Raw genomic sequence first — 20,179 nt, 5'->3', positions numbered from 1 at the left:
CGCGGTCGTTAGGATGGGACGCATGAGCGACCCGACGATCTTCACGCGCATCCTGCAGGGCGAGATCCCCGGCGAGATCCTCCTGGAGACCGAGCGCGTGTTCGTGCTCCGCGACATCAATCCCCAGGCCGCCCTGCATCTGCTCGTGATCCCCCGGACGCAGGAGTACCGCGACGTCGTCGAGCTCGCGGCCGGGGACCCCTCGCTGCTCGCCGAGATGGTCGAGGTGGCGGGGAGAGTCGCCGCCGCGCACGCCGACGGGCAGTTCCGTCTGATCTTCAACACCGGTGCGGACGCGGGTCAGACCGTGTTCCACGTGCATGCGCACGTGCTCGCCGGAGAACTCCAGGAGAAGAGCCTCGTTGGCCACTGACCCCACTGACGGGGCGCCGGAGACGGCGCCCGTGTCCCAGACCATCCTCGTCGACGGCATCGCGATGGTGCGGCTGCTCGGTCCCCAGGACCGGCTGCTGCGCATGCTCGAGAAGGAGCACCCGCAGGTGGACGTCCTCGTCCGCGGCAACGAGATCACCCTCACGGGGGAGAGCGCGAGAGTGAGCGCTGCCCGCGTTCTCGTCGACGAGCTGATCGAGATGACGAGGGCGGGGAACGACCTCGCGCCGTCCGACGTGTCCAGCTCGGCGCGCATCCTCCGCCGCGACGAGGGTCCGCGTCCCAGCGAGGTGCTCGGCGAGGCCGTGCTCTCCTCGCGCGGGCGCGTGATCCGTCCGAAGACCCTCGGTCAGAAGGAGTACGTCGACGCGATCGAGGAGAACACGATCGTCTTCGGCATCGGACCGGCCGGCACCGGGAAGACCTACCTCGCGATGGCGAAGGCCGTGCAGGCCCTCCAGCGCAAGGACGTCGAGCGGATCATCCTCACCCGCCCCGCGGTGGAGGCGGGGGAGCGGCTCGGCTTCCTCCCCGGCACGCTGACCGACAAGATCGACCCGTACCTGCGGCCGCTCTACGACGCGCTCAACGAGATGATGGATCCGGAGCTCGTGCCGCGCCTCATGGCGACGGGCACCATCGAGGTCGCGCCGCTCGCCTACATGAGGGGGCGGACGCTGAACGACTCCTTCGTCGTGCTCGACGAGGCACAGAACACCACGCCGGAGCAGATGAAGATGTTCCTGACGCGCCTCGGCTTCGGCACCAAGATGGTGGTCACCGGCGACATCACCCAGGTCGACCTGCCGCAGGGCGCGTCGGGCCTGCGCCTGGTGACGCGGGTGCTCAAGGACATCGACGACATCCACTTCTCCCGGCTGACCAGCGACGACGTCGTCCGGCACACGCTCGTGGGGCGGATCGTGGACGCGTACAGCGAGTACGACGAACAGCGGACCGCAGCAAGGGTCGAGCGCGAGCAGGCGTCGGAGTTCGCCAGCCGCGCGGAGCGCCGCGCCGGTCTCCGCCAGGGTCCCAGGGACCGACAGCCGAAACGAGGACGCTCATGATCGAGATCAACAACGAGTCGGCGATCGACGTCGATGAGACCGTGCTGCTGCGGCTGACCGAGCACAACCTCGCGCAGCTGAACGTCAGCGCCGACGCGGACGTCGCGATCGTGCTGGTGGACGAGGGCGCGATGGAGGCGCTGCACGTCCAGTGGATGGACGAGCCGGGGCCGACCGACGTGCTGAGCTTCCCGATGGACGAGCTGCGCCCGGGGACGATCGACCGTCCGACACCGCCCGGCCTCCTGGGCGACATCGTGCTGTGCCCGCAGGTCGCCGAGACGCAGGCGGTCGCGGCGAAGCACACGCTCATGGACGAGCTGATCCTGCTCACGACCCACGGTCTGCTGCATCTGCTGGGCTTCGACCACGCCGAGCCGGACGAGGAGCGGGAGATGTTCGGTCTCCAGCGCGAGCTCATCGCGAGCTTCGCCGATCTCGAACATCGCCGGGATCGATGACCGTCACCGCGATCCTCCTCCTGGCCGCCGCGGTCCTCCTCGTCGGCTTCGGCGGCCTCATGGCCGCGATCGACGCCGCGTTCTCGGTGACCTCGCGCTCGGACCTCGCGGAGATGGGCGAGGAGGGACGGAACGCCGAGGCGCTGCGCCGGATCGCGGCGGACCCCGACCCGCACGCGAACGCCGTCGCCTTCATCCGCGTGCTCGCCGAGACGGGCGCCGCGGTGCTGGTCACCGTCGCCTTCGTGCTCCTGCTCGACGAGATCTGGTGGGCGATGCTCGCCGCCGTCGTGCTGATGACCGGCATCACCTTCGTGCTCGTCGGCGCCAGCCCCCGGTCGTTCGGCAGGCTGCACGCGGACGCCATGCTCCGGGGCTCCGCGCCCGTGATCCGCGGGCTCCGCGTGATCATGGGACCGCTGGCCCAGGGGCTCGTGACGCTTGGCGCGCGCGTGACCCCCGGTGCCGGCCGGAGCTCCTTCGCCTCGGAGGAGCAGCTGCTGAGCATGGTGGACGAGGCGGCGTCGCACGACCTCATCGAGGCCGATGACCGCGACCTCATCCACTCGGTCTTCGACTTCACGGACCAGTTCGTCCGGGCGGTGATGGTCCCTCGCACCGACATGGTGACCGTCGACGCGGATGCGACGACGAACGAGGCGATGACGCTCTTCCTCGATCGCGGGGTGTCGCGGATCCCGGTCGTCGACGACGATGCGGACGATGTCGTGGGCGTCCTGTACCTGAAGGACCTCGTGCAGTTCGCCTTCCGGGACGAGAACGCCTGGCGGGACTCGTCGGCGCGGACGATCGCCCGCCCCGCGGTGTTCGTCCCGGAGTCCATGCGCGCCGAGACCCTGCTCCAGCAGATGAAGCGCGACGCCGTCCACGTCTGCATGGTGGTCGACGAGCACGGCGGCATCTCCGGGCTCGTGACGCTGGAGGACCTGATCGAGGAGCTCGTCGGCGAGATCGCGGACGAGTACGACCTGCCGTCGACGGAGATCGCGGAGGTCGCCCCCGGACGGTACCGCGTGAGCGCACGGCTCAGCCTGGAGGACGTCGGCGACCTGTTCGGCGTGGAGCTCGAGGACGACGACGTCGACTCGATCGGCGGACTGCTGGGCAAGGAGCTCGGCCGGATCCCGCAGCCGGGGTCGACCGTGAACGTCCGCGGCCTGGTGCTGACCGGCGGCGTGTCCCGCGGGCGGGGCCGCGGGATCGCGACGGTGTTCGTGGAACGGGCCGAGGCTCCGGCCGCCGAGGACGATGAGGAACGGGAGAGCAAGGGATGAGCACGCAAGAGGAACGAGCAGGACGGGGCGCGGAGACGCGCAGCGGGTTCGTCACCTTCGTGGGGCGCCCGAACGTGGGGAAGTCGACGCTCACCAACGCGCTCGTGGGTGAGAAGATCGCGATCACCAGCGAGAAGCCGCAGACCACGCGCCGGGCGATCCGTGGGATCGTGTCCCGCTCGGACGGTCAGCTCGTGATCGTCGACACCCCGGGCATCCACCGTCCGCGGACCCTTCTCGGAGAGCGTCTCAACGACCTCGTCGAGCAGGTGCTGGGCGACGTGGACGTCATTGGCTTCTGCGTCCCCGCCACCGAGAAGGTGGGGCCGGGCGACCGGCGCATCGCGGCGTCGCTCGACGGCTATCCGCGGGCGAAGAAGATCGCGATCGTCACGAAGGTGGACGCGGCGGATCGCGACGAGGTCACCGAGCGCCTGCTGGAGGTGGATGCGCTCCGCGAGGACTGGGCGGCCGTCATCCCGCTCTCGGCGCTCACCCGCGTGCAGCTGGACGTCCTCTCCGATGAGATCCTCGCGCTGATGCCGGCGGGGCCCGCCCTCTATCCGGAGGGCGTCGTCACCGACGAGTCCGAGGATGATCGCATCGCCGAGATCATCCGTGAGGCCGCGCTGGAGGGGGTACGGGACGAGCTCCCGCACTCGATCGCGGTGGTCGTGGACGACATCGCGCGGCGCGAGGACTCGGATCTCACCGATGTGCACGCCAGCATCGTGGTCGAGCGCGACAGCCAGAAGGCGATCATCATCGGGCACAAGGGCGGGCGGCTGCGGGATGTGGGCGCGCGGGCCCGCGCGGGGATCGAGGAGCTCCTCGGGACGCGCGTCTACCTCGGGCTGCACGTCCGGGTCGCGAAGGAGTGGCAGCGCGATCCGAAGCAGCTGCGGCGGCTGGGGTTCTGAGAGGGATCCGGCATGGGGCTTCAGGCGCAGCGGTGGGTGGCCACGGCATGGGGGGAGCCCTCGACCTGGGAGTTCGTCGACACGGACGTTCCGGAGCCGGGGCCGGGCGAGGCCACGATCAGGGTCCGCGCGGCCGGCGTCAACCCCGCGGATGCGAAGCACGTCGCGGTGCCCCGCGCCGATCGCACCCTCCCGGTGCCCATCGGCTACGAGGTGTCGGGTGAGCTCGTCGCGATCGGACCGGGGACGCGGATCGGCTCGGGCCCGGCGTCGATCGGCGACGAGGTCCTGGCCTTCCGGGTCCAGGGCGGCTACGCGACGGCGCTGACGGTGCCGGCGGAGAAGGTGTTCCGGAAGCCCGCGACACTCGCACACGCCGAAGCCGCCAACCTGCTGCTCGCAGGCAGCACGGCCGCCGAGATGCTGGAGGTCACGGGGGTCGCCGCCGGTGAGACGATCCTCCTCCACGGCGCCTCCGGGGCGGTGGGGGCGAGCGTGCTCCAGCAGGCCGCACTCCGCGGCGCACGCGTGATCGGCACGGCGAGCGAACGCGGCGCCGATCGGGCGCGCCGATTCGGCGGTCTTCCCGTCCGCTACGGCCCGGGGCTCGCCGCACGCGTCCGCGACCTGCTCGCCGAGGCCGCGGGACCGGACGTGCGGATCGCCGCGGCTCTCGACGCGGTCGGCACCGACGAGGCCGTCGAGACCTCCCTGGAGCTGGTGCCGGATCGTGGACGGATCGTCACGATCGCGAACGCGGCGCGTGCCGCCGAGGACGGCTTCCTGGCGCTCGCGGGGACGCGGCCGGGGAGCGCGGCCTTCCGGGACGCGGTCCGCCCTCGGCTGATCGAGCTCGCCGAACGCGGGGAGCTGGTGGTCCCGGTCTCGCAGACGTTGCCGCTCGAGGACGCGCAGGAGGCGCACCGGGTACTGGCGCAGGGACGTGCGGGCGGCAAGCTCGCACTCGTGCCCTGAGCGACGCCCGACGACCCCACGAACCAACGACTCAACGGCCCGACAACCCCAACGGCTGAGCGCTCAGCGGCCTCCGGAGAACCCGCCGCCGCCGCCTCCTCCGGAGAACCCGCCTCCGAAGGACCCGCTGGACGACGACGAGGATGTGGCCGTCGGCGTGGGGGAGAGGGTTCCGCCCATGTGCGCGAGGGAGGATCCGATGCTCCCGTAGGCGTATCCGGTGTACCAGTCCGGCTCGTGGCGGAGCCGCTCGTACTCCACGGCGAGTACCTCGCCCCATTCCTTCTCCAGCCCGAACAGCATGGCGTAGGGGAGCAGCCGCTCATAGAGGACGATGACGTCGGCTCCACCGTCCTCGCGCCGCTCGGCCCCTCGATACGACTGGAGCATCCGGATCCGGTCCGCCTCCGCGAGACGGATGTACTCGCGCACGCCCTGCAGGTACTCCCAGGTCTCGGCGCCCTTCGGCGTCAGGACGTGCTGCTTCAGGAAGAGCACGGCGGCGAGCACGAGGAGGGCGATGGTGAGGATGATCGAGACGACGAAGGCGGCGATCGCCGCCTCCCTGCCGACGATCATCCCCGGAATGCTCATCGCGATCCCCGCGAGGCCTCCGAGGACGCCGAGCAGACCGAAGACCGGCGCGAGGGGCGACCGTCGCCGGACGAGGAGCCCGCGCTCGACGGCTGCCGCCCGCGCGGACCCGGGCAGCGCGGCGACGGCGGTGGCCACGGTGTTGTCCGGAACGGCGAGGTAGATGGTTCCCGCCTGCGGCCCCGCGCCGAAGAGGGCCGTCGTCGCAGCGGCGTCGAGGGGGTCGGGTGCGGCCGACGCGTCGAGCAGGGTGAGCGCGGGCTTGCCGGTCTGCTCCTCGATGCGCAGGACCCCGCGGACGCCGAGGTGCGCGATCTCCGCTGGGGTCTGCTTCGCGCCGCCGGTTCCGAGGACGGTGCCCGCCAGCAACGGCGAGAGGTCGTCGGGGACGTCGTACTGCGCGACGATCACGCCGCGCCCCTGGGCACGATGCCGCCGACGGAGCGCGGCGCGGGCGCCGAAGCCTGCCGCCGAGGCGACCACGATCCCTCCGCCGGCCAACGCGTAGGGCAGGACGTCGGTCCTCGCATCCGGTTGCTTCGCGGGCGAGGGGACGACGGTCCCGGGTGCGAACGCGAACGCGACCGTGACCCCCTCGCCGGCGCGGAGATCGGCCGCGGTGACCGTGAACGTCCCCGGCGACGTGCCGTCGGGGAGGACCTCACACCGTCCCTTGGCTCCGAACGTCCCCTGATAGCAGCTGCTCTCGCCCGTCGCGCGGGCGGCGAGGGCGTCGTCGAAGCGGATCGTGCCGGTGAAGGACTCGATCGGCTGCGTGCTGTCCAGGGGGAGGAGATCCCAGTAGAACTCGTCGATCGCCGCGTCCTCCGGCTCATGGAAGACGTCGCGCATCGTGTACTCGATGACGTACGTCGTCAGACCGTGCCGGTACTGGTCGTCGCCGAGCGCGAGCAGGAGGACGTCGTTCTCGGAGTCCGTCTCGTAGGGCACGTTCTCGCCGCGGTCGTCGCGGATGGAGAGCACCGTGGGCGAGATCGGTGCCCCGTCGTACTTCTCGGGGAGACCCCGGACGATCCCTCGGTTCTGATCGGTCTCCGGGAAGCGGGCGACGAGCGTCTCGGTGACATGGAGGACGGAGCGGCCGTCCGCGTCCACGCCGACCTCGTACGTCGCGTCCCAGGAGGCGTAGTCGAAGTCGTTGACGTCGGCCTGGGCCGGCATCGCGACGGCGAGGGGAGCGAAGAGCGCCACGAGGAGGCCGAGGGCGGCGAGGAGCGCGGTGCGAAGACGGGCCGGCATGTCTGCCAGGCTAACCGTCCTCGGACCCCGTTGCAGGTCAGCGCAGCGCGTGCTCCTGGACGAAGTCCCGGAGCGTCCGCTCGTCGTTCGGGATCTCCGTCACGTGCTGCGGTGCGTCCAGCAGCGCGCGCAGCTCCGGGCCGAGCTCGACGTCGATGCCGATCGCCTCGCGGATCGTCTCGGCGAACTTCTGCGGCTTGGCCGTCTCCAGGACGAGCATCGGCACCCCGGGCTCGACGAATCCTCGGGCCACCTTCACCCCGTCGGCGGTGTGCGGGTCGATGATCTCGCCGGACCCCTCGTGCACGGCGCGGATCGTCGCGAGGCGGTCCGCGTGGGTGCTCGTCCCCGAGACGATCCCGAACTCCTCCGTGAAGCGGGACTGCTGCTCCGAGAAGTCGACGTGCCCCTGCGCGTCCAGCTCCGCCCAGGCGTCGCGCAGACGCACCGGATCCTGGTCGACGAGGTCGTGGATGAAGCGCTCGAGGTTGGAGGCCTTGGAGATGTCCATCGACGGGCTGGATGTGGCCAGCGTCTGCGCCGCGGCGCGCGGACGGTAGAGACCCGTGCGGAAGAACTCGTCGAGCACGTTGTTCTCGTTCGCGGCGAGGACGAGACGGCGGATCGGCAGGCCCATCCGCCGGGCGTAGTGGCCGGAGAGGATGTTGCCGAAGTTCCCGGACGGCACGGTGAAGGAGACCTCGAAGCCCGCGGCGTCGTCGATCCCGTCCGTGGCGCGCAGCCAGGCCCAGAAGTAGTAGACGACCTGGGCGGTGATGCGGGCGAGGTTGATCGAGTTCACGGCGCCGAGGCGGTGCGCGCGCTTGAAGGCGAGGTCGCCGGCGAGCGCCTTGACGAGGTTCTGGCAGTCGTCGAAGACGCCGTCGACCGCGAGGTTGTGCACGTTCCCGTCCTGGAGCGAGTACATCTGGGCGCGCTGGAACGGGCTCATCCGTCCCTGCGGCGAGAGCATGAACACCGACACGCGCTCCTTGCCGCGGAGCGCGTGCTCGGCTGCGGACCCGGTGTCGCCGGAGGTCGCGCCGACGATGTTGAGCACGCCGTCCTGCTTCTCCAGGGCGTACTCCAGCGCCTGGCCGAGGAACTGCATCGCCATGTCCTTGAACGCCAGCGTCGGTCCCTCCGAGAGGCCGACGAGGGTGATCCCCCCGCCGATCGGGCGGAGCGGGACGGCGACCGGGAAGGTCTCGGGAGCGTAGGCGGCGCGGCACATGCGCGCGAGGTCGTCGCGGGGGATGTCCGTGGCGAACAGCCCGAGGACCTCGGTCGCGAGGGCGGCGTAATCCAGCGCCCGCCAGGACTCGAGGGTCTCCGCCTCGACGCGGGGGAGCAGGGCAGGGACCGCGAGCCCGCCGTCCGCGGCGAGGCCCTCCAGCAGGGTCTCGGTGTAGGTCATCGGCTCCCCGCCGCCGCGGGTGGAGATGTAGTGCACGCAGGCTCCTCGATCGATGTGCTGCCGGCGACGCGCGTCGCACGCTGCTTCGATTCTTGCAGGCGACGCGTGCTGTGCGAGCCATATGTCCCGACCCGTCGTGCATCGTCGGGGCACGGTGCTAGCATGGCCGCATGCGTGCGGGCGTTCTGCTTCTCCTTATCCGCCGCGGCGAGTCCCAGTTCTAGGGCCGACCTCGTCGCGGTGTTCGCGTTGGCCCGACTCCCGCGAGAAGACGAGAAGAGAACACCCATCATGAAGAACGCTCAGCGCCCCTCGGCGATGCCGATCCGCAAGTACCGTCCGTTCCACGAGCAGATCCGGGTCGATCTGCCGGACCGGACCTGGCCCGATGCCCGCATCTCCGAGGCCCCCCGCTGGTGCGCGGTGGACCTCCGCGACGGCAACCAGGCGCTCATCGACCCGATGTCGCCCGAGCGTAAGCGGGTCATGTTCGAGCTGCTCGTGAGCATGGGCTACAAGGAGATCGAGGTCGGCTTCCCCTCGGCCAGCCAGACCGATTTCGACTTCGTCCGTCAGCTGATCGAGGACGGCCTGATCCCCGATGACGTCACGATCCAGGTGCTGACCCAGGCCAGGGAGCACCTGATCGAGCGCACCTACGAGGCGATCGCCGGTGCGAAGCAGGCGATCGTCCACCTCTACAACTCCACGAGCGTGCTGCAGCGGGAGGTCGTGTTCCGTACCGACCGGCAGGGCGTCATCGACATCGCCCTCAACGGCGCACGGCTGTGCCGGGAGTACGAGAAGCGGATCCCGGACACGCAGGTCTACTACGAGTACTCGCCGGAGAGCTACACGGGCACCGAGCTCGAGTTCGCCGCGGACATCTGCAACCAGGTGCTGGAGGTGTTCGAGCCGACTCCCGCGCGCAAGGTGATCATCAACCTCCCCGCGACGGTCGAGATGGCCTCGCCGAACGTCTACGCCGACTCGATCGAGTGGATGAGCCGTCACCTGAACCACCGCGAGAACGTGATCCTGTCGCTGCACCCCCACAACGACCGCGGCACGGCGATCGCCGCCGCAGAGCTCGGCTACATGGCGGGCGCCGACCGCATCGAGGGCTGCCTGTTCGGCAACGGCGAGCGCACGGGGAACGTCGACCTGGTGGCGCTCGGCATCAACATGTTCACGCAGGGGATCGATCCGCAGGTCGACTTCAGCGACATCGATCAGGTCAAGCGCACGGTCGAGTACTGCAACCAGCTCCCGGTCCCGGAGCGGAGCCCCTGGGCGGGCGACCTCGTCTTCACCGCCTTCAGCGGATCGCACCAGGACGCGATCAAGAAGGGCTTCGAGGCGATGGAGGCGCGGGCCGCCGATCAGGGCGTCACGGTCGACGAGATCGAATGGGCCGTCCCCTACCTCCCCGTCGACCCCAAGGATCTGGGGCGCTCCTACGAGGCCGTGATCCGGGTCAACTCCCAGTCCGGCAAGGGCGGCGTCGCCTACCTGCTGAAGTCCGATCACGCGATCGACCTGCCGCGCAAGCTCCAGATCGAGTTCTCCGGCGTCGTGCAGGCGAAGACCGACGCCGAGGGCGGAGAGGTCACCAGCGAGCAGATCTGGGCGGTGTTCCAGGACGAGTACCTGCCCGCCGAGCAGGCGTCGGAGAAGTGGGGCCGGTTCGAGCTCCTCGCCACCGAGACGCGCAGCGACATGTCGGGGGCCGTGGAGCTGGACGTCGTGCTGCGCGACGACGAGGAGCGGGTCACCACCTCCGCGCGCGGCAACGGCCCGGTCGCGGCCTTCGTCGAGGTCCTGCGCGGTCAGGGCTTCGACATCACGGTGTACGACTACGTCGAGCACGCTCTCAGCGCCGGCGGCGATGCGCAGGCCGCGGCGTACGTGGAGCTGCAGGTCGGCGACCAGCGCCTCTGGGGCGTGGGCATCGACGGCGACATCTCGACCGCGTCGCTGAAGGCGATCGTGTCCGGGGTGAACCGGTCCATCCGCTCGATGGACCGCGAGCTCGCCGCGGTCTGACAGCGGTCCGGATGGCGGGAGTCTCCCCGTCGGGCGGCGGTTCCCTGCAGGGGCCTCCCGCCGAACGGGGGAACTCCCGCCATCCGTCCCCAGGATCAGGATCCGGTCAGGGCCTGACGATCGGGATCGCGCCGGTCTCGGCGGCGACCTTCCGCCGGTAGAGCCGGCGCTGCTCCGGCAGGGAGACGTCGAAGACGACGGCGAGCACGCGGATCACGGCCGTCAGCACGATGCCGATGACCGCGGCGAGGGTGACGGACATGCCGAACCCCTGCGCGATCACGATGAAGGTGCAGCCCGCGGCGGCGGCGAAGGCGTAGAGCGAGCCGACGTGCATGATCGCCACCGGCAGCCCCATGAGCACGTCGCGGAGCATGCCGCCCCCGGCCGCGGCGCACACGCCGATGAAGACGGCGGGCACGGGCGGGATCCCGAAGGCGAGCGCCTTGCTCGTGCCGAAGGCGCCGAACATGCCGATCACGACGGCATCGAGGACGACGATGAGCGTGTTCACCCGGTTCAGCAGGCCGGCGAGCAGCATGCCGACGAGCGAGGCGCCGCCCGCGGTGATCAGGTACCAGTTGCTCTGCAGCGTCGCGGGCGGCTGGCCGATGAGGATGTCGCGGATGAGCCCGCCGCCCATGCCGATCATGATCCCGATGATCGACACCCCGAGGAGGTCGAGCCGGCGCTGGCCCTGGAATCCGGAGGCGAACATCGCACCCTGCACGCCGCCGAGGCCGACGCCGAGGAGATCGGCCCAGAGGGGAATGCTGAACAACGGTTCGGTCACCCCTCCATTGTCCCCGCCCCGAGGGATAATCGATGGATGCCGACCTACCGAGACGAAGCGGTGGTCCTGCGCACCCACAAGCTCGGTGAGGCGGACCGCATCGTCACGATGCTCTCGAGGCGGCACGGCAAGCTGCGCGCGGTCGCCAAGGGCGTGCGACGGACCTCGTCGAAGTTCGGATCCCGCCTGGAGCCGTTCATGGTCGCCGATGTGCAGCTGTACCAGGGGCGCTCGCTCGACATCGTCCAGCAGGCGGAGTCCCTGGGCGCGTACGGGGCCGAGATCGCGCTGCACTACGACCGCTACACGGCGGCGAACGCGATGGTCGAGACCGCCGATCGTCTCAACGACGGCGAGGCGACCCCGGAGCAGTACCTGCTGCTGGTCGGCGGCCTGCGCGCCCTGTCCCGGGGCGAGCACGCCTCGCGGAGCGTGCTGGATTCCTATCTGCTGCGCGTCATGGCGCTGTCGGGCTGGGCGCCGTCGTTCGGCGACTGCGCCCGGTGCGGCAAGCCGGGCGCGCACGCGATGTTCGTGGCGCAGCTGGGCGGCCTGATCTGCGAGGACTGTGCGCCGGCCGGAAGCGCGAGGATCGCGTCCTCCACGCTCGATCTCCTGCGCTCCCTGATGGCGGGGGACTGGACGAGCGTCGACGCGGCGAGGCCCGCCGACGCGGCCGCTGCCTCCGGGCTGATCGCCGCGTACGCCCAATGGCATCTGGAGCGGGGAATCCGGTCCCTCGCCCACCTGGAAGGACCCCGGTGACTCCCAAGCCCTACACGCACAAGGACGCGGTCCCGTACCGCCCGCTGGACTGGACGGGCGTGCAGCCGCCGGCCTTCCCCGCAGTGCCGAACCACGTCGCGATCGTCATGGACGGCAACGGACGCTGGGCGAACCGGCGCGGGCTCAGCCGGGTCGAGGGCCACAAGGCGGGGGAGGAGGTCCTGCTCGACGTCGTCGCCGGGGCGATCCAGGCCGGCGTCCGGCATCTCTCGGTCTACGCGTTCTCCACGGAGAACTGGGCGCGTTCGCCGGAAGAGGTCCGTTTTCTGATGGGCTACAACCGCGACGTCCTTCATCGCCGACGCGATCAGCTCAACGAGTGGGGTGTCGAGGTGCGCTGGGCCGGACGCAAGCCGCGGCTCTGGGGGTCCGTGATCAAGGAGCTCCAGTACGCCGAGCAGCTCACCCGGGGGAACGATGTGCTGACCCTGACGATGTGCGTGAACTACGGCGGTCGCATCGAGCTCGTGGACGCCGTGCGCGCGATCGCCGAGGACGTCAAGGCCGGACGGACGAAGCCGGGGGCGATCACCGAGAAGGCGATCCGGCGTCACCTGTACGTGCCGGACATGCCCGACGTCGACCTGTTCCTGCGGAGCTCCGGCGAGCAGCGGACGTCGAACTTCCTCCTCTGGCAGTCCGCCTACGCGGAGATGGTCTTCCTGGACACGCTCTGGCCGGACTTCTCCCGGGAGGAGCTCTGGCGGGCGATCGGCGTCTACCTGTCCCGGAACCGCCGCTTCGGCGGCGCGGTGGACACCCCCGACACCGCGGGCTGAGCGCCGCTCACCTCGTCGACGGCGCGTTCGCGCGCAGCCAGCCCTCTGTCTCGCGCGGATGTTGCAGCCGGACGATCGCGAGGTGCGGGTACCTCTCGACCGCCCGTGGCATCCGTTCCTCCCAGTTGTGCAGCGTGTCCTTCTGCCAGCGGAGGATGTTCTGCTCCGGATCCGGGTCGAACATCCTCGTGATGCCGCGTTCGACGTTGCCGTTCCACAGTTCGGTACGGCGCAGCTGCCGGGAGAGCGTGCGCCGGAGCAGGCGCGAGCGGACGATGCGGTACGGGTAGTCGAGCCAGATCGCCAGCTGAGTGCGAGGAGCGAGGATCGGGTCCGTGCCCTTGCTGGTGTACTGCCACTCGGTGACCCAGCGCTCCTCCGCGGCGAAGGCGCGGACATCGTCGAGGAACTCCGGGCGCGGCGTCCAGTCCGGCCCGTGGAACAGGCCGTCGATCTCCATGTGCTGCAGCCCCCAGAGGGCGCCGACCCGCCGGGCGAGCGTCGTCTTCCCCGATCCGGTGACGCCTGCGATCAGCACGCGCCGGGGGCCCTCCGTCCCGCGGATCGGGAGCGGATCGTCGAACGCGAGCATCCGAGGATGCTATCAACGGAATGCACCGGGACGGGATCGGGTTGAATGGTGATGTGAGCGAACCCATCTCGATCGACATCTGGTCCGACATCGCCTGCCCGTGGTGCTACATCGGCAAGCGCAATCTGGAGGCGGGGCTCGCCGCGACCCAGGACGACGGTGAGGACGCGCCGCAGGTGACGATCACCTACCACTCGTTCGAGCTCTCGCCCGACACGCCGGTCGACTTCCACGGCGACGAGATCGACTTCCTCGCCGGGCACAAGGGGATGCCGCGGGAGCAGGTCGTCGAGATGCTCGACCGGGTGACCGGCGTCGCGAAGGACGCCGGTCTCGGCTACCGCTTCGACCTGCTTCAGCACACGAACACCGTGAAGGCGCATGAGCTGCTGCACTTCGCGAAGAGCCAGGGGCGTCAGCACGAGATGACGGAGCGGCTCATGTCCGCCTACTTCGTCGAGGGCAAGCACGTCGGTCGGATCGAGGACCTCGTGGAGCTCGCGACGGAGGTGGGGCTTGACGCGGACGAGGCCCGCGCGGCGCTGGAGAGCGAGCGGCATCTCGCGGACGTCCGTCGCGACCAGGCCCAGGCGCAGGCGTACGGGATCCAGGGCGTGCCGTTCTTCGTGATCGACGGTCAGTACGGCATCAGCGGGGCGCAGCCGCCGCAGGCCTTCGAGAACGTCCTGCGCGACCTCTGGTCCCAGCGGGGCGCGGAGACCGCAGAGGCAAAGACCGCGGAGACCGCGACCGGCGAGTGACCGGGGAGTGATCGGGTCCGGGGCGGACCTGGACGGCCTGCCCCGGTCGCCGGGTCAGTCGGCGAGGGCCGTCTCGATCGCCGAGACGATCTCGGGGTCGTCGGGAAGCTGCTTCGGGCGGAAGCGCTGTACGGAGCCGTCCGGCGAGACGAGGAACTTCTCGAAGTTCCACTCCACCCTTCCGGTCTTGCCGCGTCCGTCCGGCGTCTCCTTGAGGGCCTTGTAGAGGTCGGTGGCGTTCCGGCCGTTGACCTTGACCTTGTCGTTGATGGGGAAGGTGACGCCGTAGGTCGTGGAGCAGAACTCGAGGATCTGCTCCATCGAGCCCGGCTCCTGGCCCATGAACTGGTTGCAGGGGAAGCCGATCACCGTGAACCCGCGCTCCCCGTACTCGCGCTGGAGCTCCTCCAGCTGTCCGTACTGTGGGGTGAGCCCGCATTTCGAGGCGACGTTCACCACGAGCACGGGACCTGTGCCGTAGTCGTCGAGCGTGCGCTCGGCGCCCTCGGCGTCATGGAACGGGATCTTGCGCAGCGGAGTCTCGGTCATGATCCACAGCCTACGACCGCCGAACCCGGCCGGTTCCGGATCTGGGACAATGATCAGGATGACTCTCGCTCCCGCACTCGCACGTCCGCTGCGCATCGGCCCGATCCGGCTCGATGCGCCCGTCGTGCTCGCTCCGATGGCGGGCATCACCAACACCGCGTTCCGACGCCTGTGTCGCGAGTACGGCGCCGGCCTGTACGTCAGCGAGATGATCACGTCCAGGGCGCTCGTCGAGCGCAACGCGGTCACGATGCGCCTCATCCAGCACCACGAGAGCGAGACGCCCCGCTCGATCCAGCTCTACGGCGTGGACCCCGCGACGATCGCGGAGGCCGCGCGGATCATCGCCGCCGAGGACCACGCGGATCACATCGACCTGAACTTCGGCTGCCCGGTGCCCAAGGTCACGCGCAAGGGCGGGGGAGCAGCGCTCCCCTGGAAGATCGGCCTCTTCGCGGACATCGTGGAGAGGGCGGTGAAGGCCGCCGGCGACATCCCGCTCACGGTCAAGATGCGCAAGGGGATCGATCGGAGTCACCTGACGTTCCTGGACGCGGGCCGCGCCGCGGAGGACGCGGGTGCCGCCGCCGTCGCCCTCCACGCACGAACCGCGTCGGAGTACTACTCGGGGCACGCGGACTGGGACGCGATCGGCGAGCTCAAGGAGGCCGTGACCTCCATCCCGGTGCTCGGCAACGGCGACATCTGGGCGGCGGACGACGCCGTGCGGATGATGGAGCAGACCGGATGCGATGGCGTCGTGGTGGGGCGAGGATGCCTCGGCCGGCCGTGGCTGTTCGGCGAGCTGGCCGCCGCCTTCGGCGCCTCCCACACCCCGCCGGTGGATGCGACGCTGTCGTTCGTCGCGGCCGCCTTCCGACGTCACGCCGAGCTCCTGGTCGAGTTCTTCGAGGACGAGGACCGCGGGTGCAAGGACATCCGCAAGCACGTCGCCTGGTACTTCAAGGGCTATCCCGTCGGTGGGGAGCTGCGCGCGGCGCTGGCGAGGGCCTCCACCCTCGCCGAGATCGACGACCTGCTCGGCACCCTCGACGACGCGCCGTATCCGGGTGCGGCGGCCGAGGGGCAGCGGGGCAGGGCAGGGACGCCGAAGCGGACCTCGCTGCCGGAGGGCTGGCTGGAGTCTCGCGACGTGGCGAGCGAGACCAGCGACATGATGCGCGGCGCGGAGGTCGAGAACAGTGGCGGCTGACGGTCGAGCGGACGGCTACGACCCGCGCGACGCCGAGCGCTTCTTCCCCGAGACCCATCGCTCCGAGCGGGACGACTTCGCGCGGGACCGCGCCCGGGTGCTGCACTCGGCCGCGTTGCGCCGTCTCGCCGCCAAGACACAGGTGCTGAGTCCTGCGAGCCCCGCGGACTTCGCCCGGAACCGGCTCACCCACTCGCTCGAGGTGGCACAGGTCGGCCGGGAACTCGCCACGCGCCTCCGGCTGTCGCCCGACATCGTGGACACCGCCTGTCTCAGCCACGATCTCGGGCATCCGCCCTTCGGGCACAACGGCGAGCGGGCGCTCAACGACTGGGCCGAGGGGATCGGCGGCTTCGAGGGGAACGCGCAGAGCCTGCGGATCCTGGTTCGTCTCGAGCCGAAGGTGACCGACGAGGCGGGACGCGGGGTCGGCCTGAACCTCACGCGCGCGAGCATCGATGCGACGTGCAAGTACCCGTGGACGGCGGAGAGCCCTCTTCCCGATCCGGGCGGACGGCTGAAGTTCGGGGTTTATCCCGATGACGAGCCCGTGTTCCGCTGGATGCGCGATGGCGCACCGGGTCGCGTGCGCTGCATCGAGGCGGAGGTCATGGACCTCTCCGACGACATCGCCTATTCGGTGCACGACTTCGAGGACGCCGTCACCAACGGCTACCTCGACCCCGCGCGCCTGTCGGATCCGGGGGAGCACGATGCCCTGGTGACCGCGATCCAGCGCTGGGTCGGCTTCGACTTCTCGCGGGACGAGCTGGAGGATGCGCTGTTCCGTCTCACGAGCCTGCCGACGTGGCTGCGCTCGTTCACCGGGACTCGGCAGGACCTCGCGCAGCTGAAGAACCTGACATCGGACCTGATCGGCCGCTTCGCGCGTGCCGCGGCGACCGCGACCGAGGAGCGATACCCCGGGGACCGGCTCACCCGTTACCGCGCCCATGTCGTGGTGCCGCGCGTCGTCGAGGTGGAGATCGCCGTCCTGAAGGGGATCATCGGTGCCACCGTCGTCACGATCGAGGGACGCAAGGAGCTCTACAAGGAGCAGCGGCGAGTGCTCAAGCGGCTCGCCACGGTGATCTGGGAGCACGGGACCGACGTGCTCGAGCCGGTCTTCGTCGCAGACTTCCTCGCCGCCGGTTCCGAGGCGGAGCAGCGGAGGGTCGTCGTCGACCAGGTCGCCAGCCTCACCGATCAGGTGGCGCTCGCCTGGCATGCGCGGTTGGTGGGCGAGATCGACGCCGCGGCCATCGGCATCTGGTACCCCGGCGCCCCGGCCCCCGAGCGCCGGAGCCCTTCGCGGAGTCCCATCGCCGAGGCCCGCTGATGCCGCGCATCAGTCAGGCCGACATCGATGAGGTCAAGGCACGGACGAATATCGCGGACATCGTCGGCGAGCGCGTGTCCTTGAAGTCCGCTGGGGTCGGCTCGATGAAGGGGCTGTGCCCGTTCCACGACGAGAAGAGCCCCAGCTTCCACGTCCGTCCACAGGTCGGCTTCTACCACTGCTTCGGCTGCGGCGCTTCCGGGGACGTCTACTCGTTCCTGAGGGAGATGGACCATGTCAGCTTCACCGAGGCGGTGGAGCGGCTCGCCGGGCGCATCGGCTACACGCTGCATTACGAGGACGGCGGCGCCGCGCCCGAGACGAGCGGACGAAGCCGGTTGTACGCGGCGAACGCGGCGGCGGGGGAGTTCTTCCGTGGTCAGCTCCTGAGCCCGGAGGCGGAGGCGGCGCGGCGGTTCCTTGGGGAGCGGGGGTTCGACGCGGGAGCCGCGGCGCACTTCGGCGTGGGCTATGCCCCCCGCGGGTGGGAGGGCATGCTCAAGGCCCTCACCGCGCAGGGCTTCACGCGGGACGAGCTGTCCGGCGCGGGACTGGTCTCCACCGGCCAGCGCGGGGTCTACGACCGGTTCCGCGGGCGCCTGGTGTGGCCGATCAGGGACGTCACCGGTCAGACCATCGGCTTCGGCGCGCGTCGACTGTATGACGACGACAAGGGGCCCAAGTACCTCAACACCCCCGAGACGCCGATCTACAAGAAGGCGCAGGTGCTCTATGGGCTCGACCTCGCCAAGCGTGACATCGCGAAGGGGGATCCCCGCCGTGTCGTGGTCGTCGAGGGCTACACCGACGTCATGGCCTGTCACCTGGCCGGGGTGACCACGGCGATCGCGACCTGCGGCACGGCGTTCGGCGCCGAGCACATCAAGGTCCTGCGGAGGGTCATGGGGGACGACAACGCTCACGGCGAGGTCGTCTTCACGTTCGACGGTGATGAGGCGGGACAGAAGGCGGCGCTGCGGGCGTTCGCCGAGGAGAGCCGATTCACCGCGCAGACCTTCGTGGCGGTGGCCCCGGACGGACTGGATCCCTGCGATCTGCGCCTGCTCCGCGGTGACGCTGCGGTGCGGTCGCTGATGTCCGCGAAGGTGCCTCTGTTCGAGTTCGTGATCGACCGGAAGCTGGGCTCCTACGACCTCACCACGGTCGAGGGCCGCGTTGGCGCGCTCCGCGCGGCGGCCCCGATCGTGGCCGAGATCCGCGATCGTCTGCTGCGCCCCGAGTACGAGCGCGTGCTCGCGCGCCGGCTGGGCATGGATCCCGTGGACGTGCACGCCGAGGTCCGTCGTGCGGAGGCGCGACGCGGGGAGCCGGGACGCGGTCCGTCGCGGGAACGCGAGCCGTCCGGCGACGGGGGCGGGAGGCCGGATCAGCGAGGTGCCGGCGGGCCTGACGGCGATGGCGCCCCCGCGCTCGCACCCGTGACGCTCGCCACCCTGCCCCGCAGCGGCGACGCGCTGGTCGAGCGGGACGGGCTCATGGGAGCTCTCCAGTACGGGCACCAGGTCGATCAGGAGCTGCTGTCCAGGGCGATGGGCGCCCCGTTCCAGGTCGCGGCGCTGGACGCAGTGCGCGAGGCCGTCGCCGCGCACCCGGACCGCCAGCGTGCGGGATGGGCCATGCAGGCCGTGGAGTCCGTGCGGGAGCCGTTCCGCACCCTCGCCGGAGAGCTGCTCATGGCGCCCTTCCCGGCGCGGGACGAGGCCGGAGCGCTCGCCTCGGCGACCGACCTGATGCGCACGCTCATCCGTCGCGTCCTCGACCGGGAGAAGCAGGAGCTGCTCGGCGCGATCCAGAGGGTGCCGTCGGGTTCCGACGGTTGGCGCGCTCTTCGGCTCCGGCTGCGCGACATCGACGCCGAACGTCAACGGTTCGTCGAGTCCTGAGGCGCGACGGGCGCGCGCAGGGCAGTATGGGTCTCATGGCACGAGCACGAGCGGATGAGTCCGTCGCGATCGACTGCAGCGATCTGGTGATCGACAGGTTGGGGCATGGGAACCCGACGAGGGCGATCGACGGCGTCACCTTCACCCTGCGCGCCGGTGAGCTCATGTGCATCGCCGGCGCGACGGGCTCCGGCAAGTCGACGCTCGTGAGCGCACTCGCCGGCGCGACGGACCCGTCGATCCGCGTGGCGGGGGGAGAGGCGCTGGTGTGCGGCATCTCGGTCCGGAGGCCCGGCCGGCGGCTGCGTGAGCTGACCTACCGCACCGGATATCTCCCGCAGCGGGGAGGAGCGGACCTGACGCCGCAGCTCACGGTGCAGGAGACGATCGCCGAGCCGATCCTCCAGCGCGAGCGACGGGTCAACGTCAAGGCGCTGGCGATCCGCGTGGCGACCCTCCTCGACGAGCTCCACCTGCCCCTGGGGACGGCGGACAAGTTCCCCTATGAGCTGAGCGCCGGCATGCGCCAACGCGTGGCGATTGCGCGCTCGCTCGTGCTGGAGCCGCGGGTGCTGATCGCCGACGAGCCCCTGGCGAACCTCGACCTGGAGGTGCGACACGTCGTCTTCGACGCCATCGCCCGGCGCCGCACCGAGCACGGGATGGCGGCGCTGCTGGTGAGCAACGATGCGGCGTTCGCGCGCGAGCTCCGCGCGGAGACGCTGATGATCCGCGAGGGGCACGTCATCGCTCGCGGGACGGGGGCCGATCTCGTCTGGACCCCCGGAGCGGAGCCCGACCGGGCCGAGACCGCACGCTGACGCGAGGCGTCCGATGCGACACGCGCGGCGCTCCGCCGGTTTCCTGAGCATCTCCCGCGTCCTGCTATGATCGATGAGTTGCCCGCCCAGCGGTGCACGGTCCCCTGTAGCTCAATTGGCAGAGCAATCGGCTGTTAACCGATAGGTTGTTGGTTCGAGTCCAACCGGGGGAGCCACACGGACTCCCTCCTTCTTCATGCGGCCCTTCGCC

Annotated in this window: 19 protein-coding genes and 1 tRNA gene; 15 read left to right on the top strand and 5 right to left on the bottom strand. The window is 70.3% G+C overall.

What is annotated here, in order from left to right:
- Positions 1 to 22: 22 nt before the first annotated feature.
- Genes J2Y69_RS14495 through J2Y69_RS14470 form a run of 6 tightly spaced genes read left to right on the top strand, consistent with a single transcriptional unit; the run spans position 23 to position 5,114 of the window.
- On the top strand, positions 23 to 373 hold the full coding sequence (locus tag J2Y69_RS14495; RefSeq protein ID WP_310021984.1) for an HIT domain-containing protein: 351 nt from the start codon (positions 23 to 25) through the stop codon (positions 371 to 373).
- Positions 321 to 1,463, top strand: a complete 1,143-nt coding sequence (locus J2Y69_RS14490) for a PhoH family protein (protein WP_396653109.1) — start codon at positions 321 to 323, stop codon at positions 1,461 to 1,463. Before J2Y69_RS14495 ends, J2Y69_RS14490 begins: the two co-directional genes overlap by 53 nt.
- A complete protein-coding gene (gene ybeY, locus J2Y69_RS14485; protein ID WP_310021982.1) occupies positions 1,460 to 1,924 on the top strand; it encodes an rRNA maturation RNase YbeY in 465 nt (154 codons plus the stop codon). The genes J2Y69_RS14490 and ybeY overlap by 4 nt, the downstream gene beginning before the upstream one ends.
- The gene (locus J2Y69_RS14480; protein ID WP_310021980.1) at positions 1,921 to 3,219 is read left to right on the top strand and encodes a hemolysin family protein; all 1,299 of its coding nucleotides are present in this window, start codon (positions 1,921 to 1,923) and stop codon (positions 3,217 to 3,219) included. The genes ybeY and J2Y69_RS14480 overlap by 4 nt, the downstream gene beginning before the upstream one ends.
- Positions 3,216 to 4,139 carry a GTPase Era gene (gene era, locus J2Y69_RS14475; RefSeq protein ID WP_310021978.1) on the top strand — a complete coding sequence of 308 codons (924 nt, stop codon included), beginning with the start codon at positions 3,216 to 3,218 and terminating at the stop codon, positions 4,137 to 4,139. The genes J2Y69_RS14480 and era overlap by 4 nt, the downstream gene beginning before the upstream one ends.
- 12 nt (positions 4,140 to 4,151) lie before the next feature.
- The gene (locus J2Y69_RS14470; RefSeq protein WP_310021976.1) at positions 4,152 to 5,114 is read left to right on the top strand and encodes a quinone oxidoreductase family protein; all 963 of its coding nucleotides are present in this window, start codon (positions 4,152 to 4,154) and stop codon (positions 5,112 to 5,114) included.
- Between the two features lie 63 nt (positions 5,115 to 5,177).
- Here the strand turns inward: J2Y69_RS14470 and J2Y69_RS14465 are convergent, their stop codons facing one another.
- Both J2Y69_RS14465 and thrC read right to left on the bottom strand, forming a co-directional pair.
- On the bottom strand, positions 5,178 to 6,968 hold the full coding sequence (locus J2Y69_RS14465; protein WP_310021974.1) for a DUF2207 family protein: 1,791 nt from the start codon (positions 6,966 to 6,968) through the stop codon (positions 5,178 to 5,180).
- Positions 6,969 to 7,005: 37 nt separating this feature from the next.
- On the bottom strand, positions 7,006 to 8,421 hold the full coding sequence (gene thrC / locus J2Y69_RS14460) for a threonine synthase (RefSeq protein WP_310021972.1): 1,416 nt from the start codon (positions 8,419 to 8,421) through the stop codon (positions 7,006 to 7,008).
- 255 nt (positions 8,422 to 8,676) lie between these two features.
- Between thrC and leuA the strand changes: the two genes are divergently transcribed.
- On the top strand, positions 8,677 to 10,431 hold the full coding sequence (gene leuA / locus J2Y69_RS14455; RefSeq protein WP_310021970.1) for a 2-isopropylmalate synthase: 1,755 nt from the start codon (positions 8,677 to 8,679) through the stop codon (positions 10,429 to 10,431).
- 106 nt (positions 10,432 to 10,537) lie between these two features.
- Here leuA and J2Y69_RS14450 read toward each other — a convergent pair whose 3' ends face one another.
- Complete coding sequence (locus J2Y69_RS14450; protein ID WP_310021967.1) at positions 10,538 to 11,224, bottom strand: trimeric intracellular cation channel family protein; 687 nt, start codon at positions 11,222 to 11,224, stop codon at positions 10,538 to 10,540.
- A gap of 36 nt (positions 11,225 to 11,260) precedes the next feature.
- Here J2Y69_RS14450 and recO point away from each other — a divergent pair, with 36 nt between their 5' ends.
- Both recO and J2Y69_RS14440 read left to right on the top strand, forming a co-directional pair.
- On the top strand, positions 11,261 to 11,989 hold the full coding sequence (recO, locus tag J2Y69_RS14445) for a DNA repair protein RecO (RefSeq protein ID WP_310021965.1): 729 nt from the start codon (positions 11,261 to 11,263) through the stop codon (positions 11,987 to 11,989).
- Positions 11,986 to 12,789 carry an isoprenyl transferase gene (locus J2Y69_RS14440; RefSeq protein WP_310021963.1) on the top strand — a complete coding sequence of 268 codons (804 nt, stop codon included), beginning with the start codon at positions 11,986 to 11,988 and terminating at the stop codon, positions 12,787 to 12,789. Before recO ends, J2Y69_RS14440 begins: the two co-directional genes overlap by 4 nt.
- A gap of 7 nt (positions 12,790 to 12,796) precedes the next feature.
- On the opposite strand, the gene J2Y69_RS14435 is transcribed toward J2Y69_RS14440, so the two are convergent.
- Positions 12,797 to 13,381: a P-loop NTPase family protein gene (locus J2Y69_RS14435; protein ID WP_310021962.1), complete on the bottom strand. Its 585-nt coding sequence runs from the start codon at positions 13,379 to 13,381 to the stop codon at positions 12,797 to 12,799.
- Positions 13,382 to 13,434: 53 nt separating this feature from the next.
- Between J2Y69_RS14435 and J2Y69_RS14430 the strand changes: the two genes are divergently transcribed.
- Positions 13,435 to 14,142, top strand: a complete 708-nt coding sequence (locus J2Y69_RS14430; protein WP_310021959.1) for a DsbA family oxidoreductase — start codon at positions 13,435 to 13,437, stop codon at positions 14,140 to 14,142.
- Between the two features lie 54 nt (positions 14,143 to 14,196).
- Here the strand turns inward: J2Y69_RS14430 and J2Y69_RS14425 are convergent, their stop codons facing one another.
- The gene (locus J2Y69_RS14425) at positions 14,197 to 14,691 is read right to left on the bottom strand and encodes a glutathione peroxidase (protein ID WP_310021957.1); all 495 of its coding nucleotides are present in this window, start codon (positions 14,689 to 14,691) and stop codon (positions 14,197 to 14,199) included.
- Between the two features lie 58 nt (positions 14,692 to 14,749).
- Here J2Y69_RS14425 and dusB point away from each other — a divergent pair, with 58 nt between their 5' ends.
- From dusB to J2Y69_RS14400, 5 genes are all read left to right on the top strand, one after another.
- Positions 14,750 to 15,904 carry a tRNA dihydrouridine synthase DusB gene (gene dusB / locus J2Y69_RS14420; protein ID WP_310021956.1) on the top strand — a complete coding sequence of 385 codons (1,155 nt, stop codon included), beginning with the start codon at positions 14,750 to 14,752 and terminating at the stop codon, positions 15,902 to 15,904.
- Entirely contained in the window at positions 15,894 to 17,243 is a 1,350-nt protein-coding gene (locus J2Y69_RS14415) for a deoxyguanosinetriphosphate triphosphohydrolase (RefSeq protein ID WP_310021953.1), read from the top strand. The genes dusB and J2Y69_RS14415 overlap by 11 nt, the downstream gene beginning before the upstream one ends.
- A complete protein-coding gene (gene dnaG, locus J2Y69_RS14410) occupies positions 17,243 to 19,147 on the top strand; it encodes a DNA primase (protein ID WP_310021952.1) in 1,905 nt (634 codons plus the stop codon). The genes J2Y69_RS14415 and dnaG overlap by 1 nt, the downstream gene beginning before the upstream one ends.
- 35 nt (positions 19,148 to 19,182) lie before the next feature.
- Positions 19,183 to 19,968 (top strand): ATP-binding cassette domain-containing protein, encoded by a 786-nt coding sequence (locus J2Y69_RS14405; protein WP_310021950.1) that lies wholly within the window; start codon positions 19,183 to 19,185, stop codon positions 19,966 to 19,968.
- 100 nt (positions 19,969 to 20,068) lie between these two features.
- A tRNA-Asn gene (locus tag J2Y69_RS14400) sits at positions 20,069 to 20,144 on the top strand.
- Positions 20,145 to 20,179 lie beyond the last annotated feature (35 nt).

Origin of the sequence: Microbacterium resistens (genome assembly GCF_031456305.1) — a bacterium.
Taxonomy (GTDB): domain Bacteria; phylum Actinomycetota; class Actinomycetes; order Actinomycetales; family Microbacteriaceae; genus Microbacterium; species Microbacterium resistens_A.
This window is presented reverse-complemented; position numbering and strand designations above follow the sequence as displayed.

What these genes read in the sequence shown, in the direction of transcription:
- dnaG (WP_310021952.1), top strand. Translation starts at nt 17,243, where the DNA reads ATGCCGCGCATCAGTCAGGCCGACATCGATGAGGTCAAGGCACGGACG.
- J2Y69_RS14405 (WP_310021950.1), top strand. Translation starts at nt 19,183, where the DNA reads ATGGCACGAGCACGAGCGGATGAGTCCGTCGCGATCGACTGCAGCGAT.
- dusB (WP_310021956.1), top strand. Translation starts at nt 14,750, where the DNA reads ATGACTCTCGCTCCCGCACTCGCACGTCCGCTGCGCATCGGCCCGATC.
- J2Y69_RS14480 (WP_310021980.1), top strand. Translation starts at nt 1,921, where the DNA reads ATGACCGTCACCGCGATCCTCCTCCTGGCCGCCGCGGTCCTCCTCGTC.
- J2Y69_RS14495 (WP_310021984.1), top strand. Translation starts at nt 23, where the DNA reads ATGAGCGACCCGACGATCTTCACGCGCATCCTGCAGGGCGAGATCCCC.
- J2Y69_RS14465 (WP_310021974.1), bottom strand. Translation starts at nt 6,968, where the DNA reads ATGCCGGCCCGTCTTCGCACCGCGCTCCTCGCCGCCCTCGGCCTCCTC.
- ybeY (WP_310021982.1), top strand. Translation starts at nt 1,460, where the DNA reads ATGATCGAGATCAACAACGAGTCGGCGATCGACGTCGATGAGACCGTG.
- leuA (WP_310021970.1), top strand. Translation starts at nt 8,677, where the DNA reads ATGAAGAACGCTCAGCGCCCCTCGGCGATGCCGATCCGCAAGTACCGT.
- J2Y69_RS14435 (WP_310021962.1), bottom strand. Translation starts at nt 13,381, where the DNA reads ATGCTCGCGTTCGACGATCCGCTCCCGATCCGCGGGACGGAGGGCCCC.
- J2Y69_RS14425 (WP_310021957.1), bottom strand. Translation starts at nt 14,691, where the DNA reads ATGACCGAGACTCCGCTGCGCAAGATCCCGTTCCATGACGCCGAGGGC.
- recO (WP_310021965.1), top strand. Translation starts at nt 11,261, where the DNA reads ATGCCGACCTACCGAGACGAAGCGGTGGTCCTGCGCACCCACAAGCTC.
- era (WP_310021978.1), top strand. Translation starts at nt 3,216, where the DNA reads ATGAGCACGCAAGAGGAACGAGCAGGACGGGGCGCGGAGACGCGCAGC.
- J2Y69_RS14490 (WP_396653109.1), top strand. Translation starts at nt 321, where the DNA reads ATGCGCACGTGCTCGCCGGAGAACTCCAGGAGAAGAGCCTCGTTGGCC.
- J2Y69_RS14470 (WP_310021976.1), top strand. Translation starts at nt 4,152, where the DNA reads ATGGGGCTTCAGGCGCAGCGGTGGGTGGCCACGGCATGGGGGGAGCCC.